We start from the raw sequence: 12,971 nt of genomic DNA on the forward strand, positions 1-12,971 counted from the left end.
CGGACAAGGTGGACATCGCACTCCGGCGTGCGTTAAGTTGTTCTCAGTTAGAGATAATCTCGAACTGAGAAGGACATCATGCCGGACTCCGAGCAGGACTTCCTGGCCGCCTACGACCCGCACGCCTACGACCCGGTCGCGGTCACGGTCGACGTGGTGGCGCTGACCATCCGCGACGGCGCGCTGCACGTCCTGCTGGTGCGGCGCGGCGCCCCGCCGTTCGAGGGGATGTGGGCGCTGCCCGGCGGGTTCGTCCGGAGTGTGCGGGACGCCGAGGACCTGCCCGACGCCGCCGCCCGCGAGTTGGCCGAGGAGACCGGGCTCAGCGCCGAAGGGGCGCTGGCCCGGGTGCACCTGGAACAGCTGGCCACCTACGGCGGCCCCGGCCGCGACCCGCGGATGCGCGTCATCTCGGTGGCCTACCTGGCGTTCGCGCCCGAGCTTCCCGACCCGCGGGCCGGCAGCGACGCCGCCGACGCGGCCTGGGTGCCGGTCGGCTCGCTCGGCCTGACCGAGGCCGCTGCGCAGCGCCCCGGGACCACCCGCCGGCTGGCGTTCGACCACGCGCGGATCCTCACCGACGGCCTGGAACGAGCCCGCAGCAAGCTGGAGTACACCCCGCTGGCCACCGCGTTCTGCGCCCCGGAGTTCACCATCCCCGAGCTGCGTGCCGTCTACGAGGCGGTATGGGGCGAGGAACTGCACGCGGGCAACTTCCACCGCAAGGTCCTGTCGGTGCCGGGCTTCGTAGAAGGCACCGGCGAGACCACCGAGCGGGGCGGGCGGCGGGGCGGCCCCCGGGCCCGCCTCTACCGGGCCGGTGACGCCCGGCTGCTGCACCCCGCGCTGCTGCGACCCAGCCGGGAGGAGGAGGTCCGGTGAGGGTACGGAACCTGGACGACGCGCTGCTGCTGCTCAACTCCGCCCGCACCCCACAGCAGTTGTTCGGCCATGGCGAGGCCGGGCGCCTTTACCGGCGGATGGCACGGCTGCTGCATCCCGACGCCACCGGGGGCCGCACCGCCGACGAGTTCGTCCGGCTCAACACGCTGTGGCGGGCCTTCAAGGCGGGCACCTCGGCCATCACCACCCGCAGGCACACCTACGAACTGGGAGAGGAGATCGCCCGCGGCGATCTGGCGAACCTGTACGCAGCGACCCACGACGACAACCGCCGCGCCGTGGTCAAGATGCCGCGGGACCCGGGCGACAGCGACCTGATCGAGCGGGAGGCGGTGGCGCTGCGCCGGCTTCCCAAGGACGGGGACGGCAGGTTCCTGCCGTACGTGCCCCATCTCGTCGAGACGTTCCGGCACCGTGACCTGGCGACGGGAGCGCAGCGGCAGGTGAACGTGATCGCCCGCCTGGAGGAGTTCCGCAGCCTGGCCGAGGTGCGCGCCGCCTATCCCGGCGGCCTGGACCCGCGCGACGTGGCATGGATGTGGCGGCGCCTGCTGGTGGCGCTCGGCTTCGCGCACCGCGCCGGGGTGCTGCACGGGGCCGTCCTGCCAGAGCACGTGCTGATCCACCCGGAGCAGCACGGGCTGGTACTCGTCGACTGGTGCTACTCAGTGCCCGGCGGCCGCACCCCCGCCGATCCCGGCGGGCGGGTCCCCGCGATGGTGGACCGCTACGCCGACTGGTACCCCGAAGAGGTGCGACGGCGGCGGCCGGCGAGCCCGGCCACCGACATCTCCATGGCCACCCGCTGCATGACCCACCTCATGGCGGACGACGCGCCCAAGGCCCTGCGGCTGTTCGCGAAGGGCTGCACGCTGTCCGCGCAGAACCGCCGCCCGTCCGACGCCTGGCGGCTGCTGGCCGAACTCGACGAGGTCCTGGAACGCCTGTACGGCCCGCGCCGTTTCCGGCCCTTCCACATGCCGACCGCTTCCTGAAGCAAAGGAGACCCCCATGGGCAGCGGAACCTGGTCCACCAACGTCTACGACGCCGCGCGGAGCTACCGTGCGGCGACCGGCGCCAGCGCGTTCGCGCACACCGACAGCGGCGCCACCACCACCCACCCCGCCCTGGACCCGCACGGCGTGACCTTCCGGGAGAGCCGCGACAACGACGAGCACCCCGAGTCGCTGGCCATCGCGGTGCTGTTCGACGTCACCGGCTCGATGGGGACGGTGCCCCGCGTCCTGCAGACCAAGCTGCCGGACCTGCTCGGGCTGCTGATCCGCAAGGGCTACGTCGAGCACCCGCAGCTCATGTTCGGCGGGGTCGGCGACGCCACCTGCGACCGGGCGCCGCTGCAGATCGGGCAGTTCGAGTCCGACAACAGGATGGACGACGACCTCGGCCGGATCCTGCTGGAGGGCGGGGGCGGCGGCCAGATGATGGAGTCCTACGAGCTGGCGATGTACTTCATGGCCCGGCACACCGCCCTGGACTGCTTCGAGAAGCGGGGCAGACGCGGCTACCTGTTCATGATCGGGGACGAGCTGGCCTACCCGAAGGTGGACCGCCGGCTGGTCGCCAAGGTCCTCGGCGAGGACCTGGCCGAGGACGTCCGCACCGAGGACATCGTCGCCGAACTGCGCCGGATGTACGAGGTCTACTTCATCGTCCCCGAGGGCGGCTACCACTCCGGCGACCCGAGGCTGCGCGACTTCTGGCGCGGGCTGCTCGGCCAGCACGTCCTCTACCTGGACGACCTGGACGCGGTGTGCGAGACCATCGCGCTCACCATCGGGCTGTCGGAGGACGCCATCGACCTGAACGAGGGGCTGGAGCACCTGGCGGAGTTCGGCTCCAGCGCCGGGCCCTCGGTGTCGCGGGCGCTGGCCCGGCTGGACGCCGACCGCTCCCCCGTGGCCGTATCCGGCACGCCCGCGGGCCTGGACGACGCCACGCCGCGCCGCACCAGGCGGCTGTGATGACGCACCGCATCGTGGTGGACCTCGGGTTCGGGGACGCCGGGAAGGGCACCGTCGTGGACTGGCTCTGCTCGCGGGGCCACGAGGGGCGGGGCACCGGAACGGGGGACGGGGAGAGCACGCCGGTCCACGCGGTCGTCCGGTTCAACGGGGGCGCCCAGGCGGCGCACAACGTGGTCGCGCCGGACGGCAGGCACCACACCTTCGCCCAGTTCGGGTCGGGCACCCTCACCCCCGGCGTGCGGACGCACCTGTCGCGGTTCATGCTGGTCGATCCCCTGGCGCTGGCCGCCGAGGCCCGGCACCTGGCCCGGCTCGGGGTCGCCGACGCCCTCGACCGGCTGACCGTGGACGGGGACGCCCTGCTCACCACGCCCTACCACCGGGCCGCCGGCCGTGCGCGGGAGACCGCACGCGGCCCGGCCCGGCACGGGTCGTGCGGCATGGGCATCGGCGAGACCATGGCGTACTCGCTGGCGTACCCCGGCGACGCGCCGCGGGTCGCCGACTGCCTGTCCCCGGCCCGGCTGCGGCGCCGCCTCGCGGCGGTGCGCGACTGGTTCCACGACGCCTTCCCCGGCGCCGGGCAGCCGGTGCCGGACGTGGCCGACTGCCTCGACGCGTTCACCGCGTTCGCCGGTCGGGTCCGTGTCGTCGGCGGCGCGCACCTGGCCGGGCTGCTGCGGGCGGGCCCCGTGGTCTTTGAGGGCGCCCAGGGCGTCCTGCTGGACGAGTGGCACGGGTTCCACCCGTACACGACCTGGTCCACGACCACGTTCGCCAACGCCGAGACCCTGTTGGCCGAAGCCGGGGCGTCCGCCGTCCGGCTGGGCGTCGTGCGCGCGTACATGACGCGGCACGGGCCGGGCCCGTTCGTCACCGAGGACCCGGCGCTGACCGCCGACCTGCCCGACCGGCACAACGCGTTCGGCCCGTGGCAGGGCGCCTTCCGGGTGGGGCACCTGGACCTGGTGGCGCTGCGCTACGCGCTGGAGGTGAGCGGCGGGGCCGACGCGCTGGCGGTCACCCATCTGGACGTCTCGCAGACCCGGCGCGACCTGCTGCTGTGCCGCGCGTACGAGATGGACGGCCGCAGGATCGTGCGGCTGCCGTCCGGCCCGCCCGGAGACCTGGGCGGGCAGGAGGCCCTGACCCGGCGGCTTCTGGCGGCCCGGCCGGTGTACGGGCCGCTGGAGGATCCGGTGGCCGCACTGGAGGCCGGACTCGGCGTCCCGGTGGCGCTGCGGTCCTACGGCCCGACCGCCGATGACAAGCGCGCGGCCGTCCCGATCACGAACGGCTGACCCCGTCCTCCGCCTCAGCCGGCCTGGTCGGCGCGCAGGTCGAGGACGTCCAGCAGGTCTTCGGTGAGCAGCGGCTCGGAGTCGGTCCGCAGGTCCCACGCGGCGGCGGCCGCGCGCCCGGCCAGGCACCACTCCCACTGCCGCTCCAGTTCGGCCAGGTTCAGCGCGGGCTTCCCCGGAAGGGCCGTGACCAGCGCCGGCCAGCCCCACGCGCGGGCCTGCGCCCCGACCTTGGCGCCGCCCTCGATCGGGTCGACGGCCAGTGCGGGCACCCCGTTCTTGAGCGCCAGCACCATGCCGTGCAGCCGGGTGGTGACCACCAGGTCCAGCCGGCGGATCAGCGCCTCGACCTGGGCGGCGGTACTGGCGTTGCGCCAGTCGTACAGGTCCAGGCGGGTGTCGATGGGCACCCGGGCGCAGTCGCGGGTGTTCAGCCAGGCGGTCAGCTCGTCCTCGACCTGCTCGTGGCGGCGGCGCGAACCGTACTCGGGCTGGCCGGGAGCCAGCGCCACCCCCACGACCGGCACGTCCGGGACGGGCAGCTCGGCCGCCAGGTCCAGGCGCGGCTCCTCGCCGCTGCCGTCACGGGCCAGCACCGCGTGGAAACCGAGCACCGCCGGATCGTGCGGGTCGATCACCGAGACGCCGACGGCGACCCGCCGGCAGTGCGCGTACCGGTGGTGCAGCCGCCGCACCTGCTCGCCGATCAGCGGGCCGCAGGCGAACACCAGATGGGTGTACCGGCCCGGCTCCACCTCGGCGAGGCTGGGGCCGGACGGCCGGAACACCGGGCTCCAGGCCAGGTCACAGGGCACTCCGGCACCCTGCAGCGCCTCCTGAACGGCCTCCATCGCCAGCACGTCACCCGCGGTGGCCTCACCGTTCAGGAAGCTCGGCCACCCCGTCACTAGGACCCGCATACAGCCCGGTTACCCCACGTGCACAGGTGAAACGGGAAACCCGCCCACCACTCACAATCATCAGGTCAGCGGCCACCATATCCCACGGCCTTCCGGCGGTCCCGTCACCGGTCAGCGCCGTGCGCGGCGGACCCGGCGGACACGGAGCGGTGCGCCTCATTTCGTCCCCCGCCGTCTGCAACAATGCCGGAATGCTCCAGGTATGCCCGAACGGTGCCCGAACCAAGGCGGACGATGACGGCATACCGGTGACGTCCGGAGAACTCGCCGTCGCCGTACGGAACGCCGTCGCGGCGGGCGCCCGGGACGCCCATCTGCACCCCCGGGACGACGCGGGCGCGGAAACGCTGGAGCCCGGCCCGGTCACGCGGGCCGTCACCGCCGTGCGCGCCGCCGCGCCCGGCATCCCGGTGGGCGTCACCACGGCGGCATGGGCCGAGCCCGATCCGCACCGGCGCGCCGCGCTGGTCCGCTCGTGGCCGGTGCCACCCGACCACGCGTCGGTCAACTGGCACGAGGAGGGCGCCGAACTGGTGGCCCAGGCGCTGCTGGAACGGGGCGTCGGCATCGAGGCGGGCATCTTCTCCGGCACGGACGCCGCCGAGCGATTCCTCGCCTGGCCGCAGGCGGACCGGGTGCTGCGCGTACTGGCCGAGGTCGTCGACACCGATCCGGAGTCGGCGACCGCGACGGCCCGCGACCTGCTGCACCGGCTGCGCCCCGCGACCCGGCCGGTGCTGCTGCACGGGGAGGAGGGCGGCGCCTGGCCGGTGCTGCGACTGGCGCGCGAACTCGGCCTGGACACCAGGATCGGCCTGGAGGACACCCTGCTCCTGCCCGATGGCTCGCCCGCCCCCGGCAACGCCGACCTGGTACGGGCGGCGCTGGAGATCGGGCGGTAGCCGCGCGGTCTTCGGCGCCGTTACGAGCGGACGGTCCGGACCGGTGCGGTGCGGCCGTCCGCAAATCCGTTTTCCCAAAGGATCGAGAGATTCTTCGCCCATCCCCTTGGCAACGATGTGTGCCGGCGCAATGCTGATTTGTCACGAGAATCTCAGTGAGGTCGTCGTGGAAGACATCGTCGTCGACATGGTCGTGGTGGACAGCGAGCGCCACACCGTCGTGCTGCTGTGCGGAGAGATCGACTGCTACACCGGTCCGGGGCTGCAGACGCGACTGCTGGACCTGGCGGTCACCACAGGACGCCCGCTGATCCTCGACATGGGCGGAGTGTCGTTCTGCGACGGCAGCGCGCTGCGGATGCTGTCGGTCACCCAGCGGGAGTGCGCCACGCGCGGGGTCGCCCTGGCCGTCGTCGGGCTGCGGCCCTTCCTGGCCAATCTGTTCCGGGCCCTGGACATGCACGAGCGGATCCCGCTGTGCGCCGCACTGGACGAGGCGCTGTGGCGGTTGCTGCCCCCCGCCGACGCCGACATCCACCGCTGGCTGGACACCGCCGGATAACCGGCCGGGGCGGCTCGCCGCCTTCGGCGGGATTCCGCGGAGATTCCGCATCGGCCTGTTTGGACGCGTCCAGGACGACCTTTGTTCGGGACGCGGCCGGTGCCTTTGTTCACAAGGGGGACAGGCAACCGCGATCCCGCACCATTCCGTCAGATATCGCGTATCGGGCGCACGGAGAGCGCACCGGAAAGACTGACGGAGAGACACGCGATGCACACCCCCCGACGTTCCCTGGCCGTCCTCGCCCTGGGAGCCGCCCTGATGGGCGCCAGCGCCTGCTCCTTCCAGATCGGCGAGATCGACAAGGCCGGCTCGACCTCCCGTCCCGGCACCACCGCCACCGGCGCTCCGCAGGGCGCCGGCACCCCGGGCACTCCGGGCACCGCCGGCGTCGACAGCACCGGCGAGCCCACCCCGGTCGCCGGCTCCACCGGCGGCCCGGCCCCCGCCGGCCAGATCGACGAGACCGAGTTCGGCGAGGACATCACCGCCGCGCCCCAGGTGGTCGACGAGTACTGGCGCACCCACTGGTCGGAGTTCTTCACCGGCACCTACACCTCGCCGCGGGTGCACGGCGGCTACAACGGCAACGACCTGTCCACCGCACCCACGTGCGCGGGGCAGCCGGCCACCAAATTCAACGCGTTCTACTGCATCCCCGAGGACTACATCGCCTGGGACGACAACCTGATGCGCGCCGGCTACGCGCAGGGCGACGCCTGGGTCTACCTGGTGATCGCGCACGAGTGGGGCCACGCCATCCAGAACCGGCTGCGGATGGAGCACGTCGCCCAGGCCAGTGAGCTGCAGGCCGACTGCCTGGCGGGCGCGACGCTGTACGGCGCCAAGCGGGACGGAACCCTGACCTTCGAGGAAGGCGACGTCAAGGAGCTGTCCAACGGCCTGGTGGCGATCGGCGACGACGCCGAGTGGACCGACCCCGAGGACCACGGCGACCCCATCCAGCGGATCACCGCCTTCGGCAAGGGCCGGGACGGCGGCGTCGGGGCCTGCATCCCCGAAGCCCAGACGTCCTGACCCTGACCCTCCCTCCGACCCAACGCACGATATGCCCGACGGGGACAGCGGCGGTCCCCGCGGGGCGAGGGCTCAGTCCTCGCCGAGATGGCGCTCCACCGATTCGACCTTCTTGGTCATGGCGTCCGTGACGCCGGGGCGCAGATCCGCCTTGAGCACCAGGCTGACGCGCGGGGCGCGGGCCGCCACCGCGTCGGTCGCGGCCTTGACCACAGCCATCACCTCGTCCCACTCCCCCTCGACGGTGGTGAACATCGCGTCGGTGCGATGGGGCAGGCCGCTGGCGCGCACCACGCGCACGGCCTCGGCGACCAGCTCACCGACATCCTCCCCCGCACCGAGCGGGGTCACCGAGAAGGCGACCAGCACGTCGCATCCACCTCTCTCCGGTCGTGCCCTTCCGGGCCTGCTCCCACCGCTGTCCCCACCGTCCGGCGACCGCGAACGGCCCTAGATCGCGGAGGCCAGGGCCATACCGCAGTAGGCGGCGCCGAGGCCGGCGGCGACAGACGCCGCGACGTTGAGGAAGGCCAGCGTACGGGCGCCGTTCTCGGCCAGGCGGAGCGTCTCGTAGCCGAACGTCGAGTAGGTCGTCAGGGCCCCGCAGAAACCGATACCGCCCAGCGCCGTAAAGCCCTCACCGGCGGGCAGTGCCGCCAGGAATCCCAGCAGGGCCGAGCCCACGACGTTCACGGTGAAGGTCCCCCAGGGGAAGGACGACTCGTGGCGGGACTGCACCAGCCGGTCCGCCAGGTAGCGCAGCGGCGCGCCCACCGCGGCGCCGAGGGCCACCAGCAGGACGGTCACCGCTCCCCCTGATCCGCGGTCCGGCGCGTCCCGGCCCGGCCGGCGAGCCGGCGCGTCACCCGCACCCCCGTCACGACGGCGGCGAGGGCGGCCAGGGCGGTGCCGGCCAGGTAGGCAAGCGCGGTGCGCGGGGCCCCGGCGTCCAGCGCGGCCTGCGCCTCCAGCACGTAGGTGGAGAAGGTGGTGAATCCGCCCAGCACGCCCACCCCCAGGAACGGGCGGGTCAGCGGGTGGGCCTGCCGCACCTCGGTGATGACGACCATCAGCACGCCGATCAGCAGGCATCCGGTGACGTTGACGGCGAAGATCGCCCATCCGAAGCCGCCTGGGGGATGCGGCCACGCCGCCGCCAGGCCGTGCCGGGCCAGCGCGCCGACGACACCGCCGGCGGAGACGGCGCCGAGGGTCGTCCAGGGGGCGCGGGCCAGTTCCGCGCGCTGCGCCGGGACGTGCAGGTCAACATCGGGATCGACGGGCAACGCGACGGGCGGCCGCCGGGGCTCGGCTGCGTCGGGCAAGGCTCCCTCCCTCGGCCCCAGGGTAGCGATCAGCGCGGCGGGGCAGCGCCGCCGAGACCTACCTGGCGCCGGGCGGGCCCGGGAGCTGATCGAGGAGCAGCCGGCGCGGATCCCGCTTCCCAGGATCGGCGACTCCGCCTGACGGCGGACCGCGGCGGCCCGGTCACACGCCGCTGGGCAGCGTCTCCAGTTCCCCGCGCTGGGCGGCCTCCAGGTGCAGCGGCGTCAGCGCCGACGTCCAGGCGAACCAGCACAGCGCGTCGTAGCGCTCGCCGAGCGTGGTCGGGACGAACTGACGGCGGTCGAGGTCCGGGTCGTACACCACGCCGATCGCCCGATGACCGCGCCGGGTGGTCAGCCAGCTCTGGTCCGGCGCGTCGGCGAACACGAACAGCGCCTGGCCCAGCTCCACCGCCCTCATCAGCAGGGCCTCCAGCGAGCCGGGCAGCGGCGCGCGCACCGGCATGACCTCCATCGGAGCGCCCCAGCGCGGCGCGGCGATCACGTCGCCGTGCCCGCCGGCGAACCCCACCACGACGACCCGCTCCCGGCCGTGCCGCTCCCTGGCCAGTTGCCCGAGGTTGGTCATCCCGGCGTCGGCCATGGTGGTGGCGCGGGCGTCCCCCACATGGGTGTTGTGCGCCCACACGACCGCCCGCGCGCCCTCGCCGTGGAAGGCCAGCAGGCGGTCCAGCGTGTCGGCCATGTGTACGTCCCGGATGTTCCACGCCTCGGGACCGCCGTGGATCATGGCCTGGTAGTAGTTCGCGGCACCGGCCGCCACCTCGGCGTTCTGCACGGCGTTCAGGTCCTCGGCGGACTCGCCGAAGCCGGGGAAGCGGCGCAGCCTGGTCAGCAGGGCCAGCACCTCCCCCTCACAGGCGTCCGGCACCAGCCGGGTCGTCCACGCGTACACCTGCGGGTCCTCGCCGTACGGCTCGAAGCAGCGGTAGGCGTTCCTGGCGATGTCGACGTACTCGGGATGGTGTGCGGACAGGTACGTGATCACCGCGCGCAGCGACTCCCACAGGCTGTAGACGTCCAGCCCGTAGAAACCCGCCCGCCGCTCCGGCGGCAGCCCGGCGTTGTGGTCGCGCAGCCACCGGCAGAACGCGGCGGTCTCCTCGTTGGCCCACATCCAGGTGGGCCAGCGGCGGTAGCCGTCGAGGACCTCCCGTGGGTCCTGCGGCGCCCCCGGCGCCCCCGTCACGCTGCGGTTGACCTCCCAGCAGTCCGGCCAGTCCCCCTCGACCGCCACGAAGGAGAAGCCGTGCTCGGCGATGAGCCGGCGGGTCAGCGTCGCCCGCCAGGCGTAGTACTCGTGCGTTCCGTGGCTGGCCTCGCCCAGCAGGACGCAGCGGGCCCCGCCGAGGCGGGGCCCGATCCGCTTCAGCAGCGGCTCCAGGTCGCTCTCGTACTCCAGCGGCAGCGCGGAGCCGAGGATCTCGATCTCCTCGGGGCCCGCTGTGTCGGGTCCCGGCCTCACCGCTCCCCCTTGGGGCCCGCGGCCCGCTCGCTCGCCTTGCGGGGCCGCATGCCCTGCTCGCGCAGTTCCCGCTCGGCCCGTTCGTCGGCGGCCTTGTCGGGGGCGACGCCCTCGTCCTCCAGCCGCTTCCTCGTCCGGGCCCGCTTGGTGTCGTACTGGTGGCTTCCGGGACGTGGCATCTGCCTCTCCCCCATTCACGTCCGGATTCGGCCGTCATGAGCCGTTATGAGGTCGCCTTCCCCGTTTCCCGGGTTCGATGCGGGAGGAGGCGGGGTGCATCGGTACGGGCTCAGTGGGCACGACCGGGGTCATGCACGAGATCGAGATGCGCAGCGCCGCGTTCAACGACCACGCCATGATCCCGCGCGAGTACTCCCACCAGGCCGGGGACGTCTCGCCGCCGCTGGAGTGGACGGGGGTTCCCGACGAGGCCGTCGAACTGGTGCTGACCTGCGAGGACCCGGACGCGCCGGTCGGCACGTTCGTGCACTGGCTCGTGGCGGGCATCCCGCCGGAGACCGGGGGCGTCGACGCCGGCGAGCAGGTCACCGACGCGGTCCCCGGCCGCAACGACTACGGCACGGCCGGATACGGCGGCCCGCACCCGCCCCCCGGGGACGACCCGCACCGGTACTTCTTCCGGCTGACGGCCCTGGCGGAGCCGTCCGGGCTGCGGCCCGGGTTCACCGTCGACGACCTCCGGGAGGCGGTCGAGGAGAAGGTCGTCGGCACCGGGACGCTGGTCGGCACCTTCGGCAGGTGATCCGGATGCCGCTGCACGACCGCAGACCCGCGCCGGGCACCGAGCCGCTGACCGCCCGCAGCGCGCTGGGGACACGGGCCCTGCTGTCGGGTGTGGCGCTGCTCGCCGGGATCGCCGCCGCCGTGTTCTTCGGCCTCCAGGCGGCCGGCGGGCAGTGGCCCGTGGCGGGCTTCTGGGCGGCGACGGCGATCTGCGCGGCCGTCGCCGTGATCGCCGCCGTCGATCTGTGGGTGATCAGACGCCGCAGCCGTGACACGAACCCCTGAGTCCTGACGAGTCCTGTTCCGAGGAGGACATGACATGCTCCGTACACCGCTTGCCCCCAGGGCGGTGCACCCTTCGCCGGTCCCCACGCCGCCGCCGCAGCCCGACCCCGTACCCGCCCCGCAGCCCCGGCCGCCGGGTCCGATCCCCGATCCCCAGCCGGTGCCCGAGCCCGCGCCGGGCCCCCCGGTGCCGCAGCCGGACCCGGAACCGGTGGGCGGAGCCGCCCCGGCCGGGTGATCGCGGACGTGGCCGGGGCGCCCGGGGCGCCCCGGCCACGGTTCACCCGGCGATCTCCAGGACGACCTTGGTCCAGCCGGGCTCGTGGCGGTCGAACGCCTCGTACGCCTCGATCGCGGTGGGCATGTCCTCCTGCTGCGTGATGACCGTGGTGGGGTCGGCGCCGCCGGAGGCGATGCGGCTCAGCAGCCCCGGCATGTACCGCCGGTGGTCGCAGTTGCCCGCCTGGACGGTGAGGTTGCGGTTCATCGCCCTGCCCAGCGGGAAGTGGGTGTACTGCGGCGGGTAGTCGCCGATGATCCCGATGGTGCCGGCCTTGTCGACCATCTCCACCGCCCAGCGCAGCGCCTGGCCCGGTGCGTCCCCCGGCATCCACTGGCGGCCGTGGAGGTGTGCGTGCGGGGCGACCTGCTCGCGCTCGTGCTCGAACTCGGCCGCGGTCCGGTCGTCCAGCAGTTGCGCGGCCGGCCCGCCGACGGGCCGCTGGGCGTCCACGCCCACCGCCTCGATCACCCGGTCGGCGCCGACCCCACCGGTCAGCTCCCGGACCACGGCGACGGGGTCCTCGGTGTTGAAGTCGATGGTCTCGGCGTTCTGCATCCGGGCGGTCTCCAGCCGGTCCGGCAGCCCGTCCACGATCAGCACCCGCCCGGCGCCCTGGATGCGCGCCGACAGGGCGGCCAGTTGCCCCACCGGCCCGGCGCCGAGCACGCACACCACGTCCCCGCCGCCGACCCCGGCCAGCCGCGCCCCGAACCAGCCGGTGGGGAAGATGTCGCTGACCATGAGCGCCTGCTCGTCGGTCACCCCCGGCGGGATCGGCACCAGGTTGGTGTGCGCGTACGGGACGCGGGCGTACTCGGCCTGCAGCCCGTCGAACGGCCCGGTGGACTCCGGCCCGCCATAGAGCGCGGTGCCGGCATCGCGCCCCCTGGGGTTGGCCACGTCACACTGGGCGTAGTGACCGGCCCGGCAGTGGACGCACCGCCCGCAGCCGATGGTGGAGGCGATGACCACCCGGTCCCCCTCGAAGAAGTTGCGGACCTGCGGGCCCAGTTCCTCGATGACGCCGACCCCCTCGTGGCCCAGGATCGTGCCCGGCCGCATCCCCGGCACCGTGCCCCGTACGAAGTGCAGGTCAGTGCCGCAGATCGCGCTGCCGGTGATGCGTACGACGGCGTCCGACGGATACTCGATCTTGGGCTCGGTGACGTCCTCAAGGCGGATGTCGCCCACCGCGTGCCAGACGATCGCCTTCATGGTGATCCCCCCTTCCGGCGA

General features: G+C 73.5%; 16 protein-coding genes. 9 read left to right on the forward strand and 7 right to left on the reverse strand.

The features are described from left to right. Positions 1-78: 78 nt before the first annotated feature. From C4U03_RS17560 to C4U03_RS17575, 4 genes are read left to right on the forward strand one after another with little or no spacing between them, the layout of a single operon-like run. Positions 79-882 carry an NUDIX hydrolase gene (locus C4U03_RS17560; protein ID WP_103938880.1) on the forward strand — a complete coding sequence of 268 codons (804 nt, stop codon included), beginning with the start codon at positions 79-81 and terminating at the stop codon, positions 880-882. Next, a complete protein-coding gene (locus tag C4U03_RS17565) occupies positions 879-1,898 on the forward strand; it encodes a molecular chaperone DnaJ (RefSeq protein WP_235017937.1) in 1,020 nt (339 codons plus the stop codon). The genes C4U03_RS17560 and C4U03_RS17565 overlap by 4 nt, the downstream gene beginning before the upstream one ends. A 16-nt stretch (positions 1,899-1,914) precedes the next feature. Then, positions 1,915-2,886, forward strand: a complete 972-nt coding sequence (locus tag C4U03_RS17570) for a hypothetical protein (RefSeq protein WP_103938881.1) — start codon at positions 1,915-1,917, stop codon at positions 2,884-2,886. Further along, the gene (locus C4U03_RS17575; RefSeq protein WP_103938882.1) at positions 2,886-4,190 is read left to right on the forward strand and encodes an adenylosuccinate synthetase; all 1,305 of its coding nucleotides are present in this window, start codon (positions 2,886-2,888) and stop codon (positions 4,188-4,190) included. The genes C4U03_RS17570 and C4U03_RS17575 overlap by 1 nt, the downstream gene beginning before the upstream one ends. 14 nt (positions 4,191-4,204) lie before the next feature. Here the strand turns inward: C4U03_RS17575 and C4U03_RS17580 are convergent, their stop codons facing one another. Further along, a complete protein-coding gene (locus C4U03_RS17580) occupies positions 4,205-5,110 on the reverse strand; it encodes a polysaccharide pyruvyl transferase family protein (protein WP_103938883.1) in 906 nt (301 codons plus the stop codon). A 191-nt stretch (positions 5,111-5,301) separates the two neighbouring features. Between C4U03_RS17580 and C4U03_RS17585 the strand changes: the two genes are divergently transcribed. From C4U03_RS17585 to C4U03_RS17595, 3 genes are all read left to right on the forward strand, one after another. Then, entirely contained in the window at positions 5,302-6,012 is a 711-nt protein-coding gene (locus C4U03_RS17585; protein WP_103939138.1) for a 3-keto-5-aminohexanoate cleavage protein, read from the forward strand. A 166-nt stretch (positions 6,013-6,178) separates the two neighbouring features. Further along, positions 6,179-6,574: an STAS domain-containing protein gene (locus tag C4U03_RS40460; protein ID WP_160147023.1), complete on the forward strand. Its 396-nt coding sequence runs from the start codon at positions 6,179-6,181 to the stop codon at positions 6,572-6,574. Between the two features lie 210 nt (positions 6,575-6,784). Beyond that, positions 6,785-7,612 carry a neutral zinc metallopeptidase gene (locus C4U03_RS17595; RefSeq protein ID WP_103938885.1) on the forward strand — a complete coding sequence of 276 codons (828 nt, stop codon included), beginning with the start codon at positions 6,785-6,787 and terminating at the stop codon, positions 7,610-7,612. A gap of 72 nt (positions 7,613-7,684) precedes the next feature. Here C4U03_RS17595 and C4U03_RS17600 read toward each other — a convergent pair whose 3' ends face one another. From C4U03_RS17600 to C4U03_RS17620, 5 genes are all read right to left on the reverse strand, one after another. Beyond that, a complete protein-coding gene (locus C4U03_RS17600; protein ID WP_103938886.1) occupies positions 7,685-7,981 on the reverse strand; it encodes an MTH1187 family thiamine-binding protein in 297 nt (98 codons plus the stop codon). 81 nt (positions 7,982-8,062) lie between these two features. After that, positions 8,063-8,419, reverse strand: a complete 357-nt coding sequence (gene crcB, locus C4U03_RS17605; RefSeq protein ID WP_103938887.1) for a fluoride efflux transporter CrcB — start codon at positions 8,417-8,419, stop codon at positions 8,063-8,065. Beyond that, entirely contained in the window at positions 8,416-8,937 is a 522-nt protein-coding gene (locus tag C4U03_RS17610; protein ID WP_235017939.1) for a fluoride efflux transporter FluC, read from the reverse strand. Before C4U03_RS17610 ends, crcB begins: the two co-directional genes overlap by 4 nt. A 163-nt stretch (positions 8,938-9,100) precedes the next feature. Then, positions 9,101-10,423 carry an erythromycin esterase family protein gene (locus tag C4U03_RS17615; RefSeq protein WP_235017940.1) on the reverse strand — a complete coding sequence of 441 codons (1,323 nt, stop codon included), beginning with the start codon at positions 10,421-10,423 and terminating at the stop codon, positions 9,101-9,103. Then, a complete protein-coding gene (locus C4U03_RS17620) occupies positions 10,420-10,602 on the reverse strand; it encodes a hypothetical protein (RefSeq protein ID WP_103938888.1) in 183 nt (60 codons plus the stop codon). Before C4U03_RS17620 ends, C4U03_RS17615 begins: the two co-directional genes overlap by 4 nt. Before the next feature lie 131 nt (positions 10,603-10,733). Between C4U03_RS17620 and C4U03_RS17625 the strand changes: the two genes are divergently transcribed. Both C4U03_RS17625 and C4U03_RS17630 read left to right on the forward strand, forming a co-directional pair. Next, complete coding sequence (locus C4U03_RS17625; RefSeq protein WP_103939141.1) at positions 10,734-11,186, forward strand: YbhB/YbcL family Raf kinase inhibitor-like protein; 453 nt, start codon at positions 10,734-10,736, stop codon at positions 11,184-11,186. A gap of 5 nt (positions 11,187-11,191) precedes the next feature. After that, entirely contained in the window at positions 11,192-11,452 is a 261-nt protein-coding gene (locus C4U03_RS17630) for a DUF6343 family protein (RefSeq protein ID WP_200827299.1), read from the forward strand. A gap of 280 nt (positions 11,453-11,732) precedes the next feature. Here C4U03_RS17630 and C4U03_RS17635 read toward each other — a convergent pair whose 3' ends face one another. Then, positions 11,733-12,950, reverse strand: a complete 1,218-nt coding sequence (locus C4U03_RS17635; RefSeq protein WP_103938889.1) for an alcohol dehydrogenase catalytic domain-containing protein — start codon at positions 12,948-12,950, stop codon at positions 11,733-11,735. Between the last annotated feature and the right edge of the window lie 21 nt (positions 12,951-12,971).

This window comes from Thermomonospora echinospora, assembly GCF_900108175.1.
Taxonomy (GTDB): Bacteria; Actinomycetota; Actinomycetes; order Streptosporangiales; family Streptosporangiaceae; genus Thermomonospora; species Thermomonospora echinospora.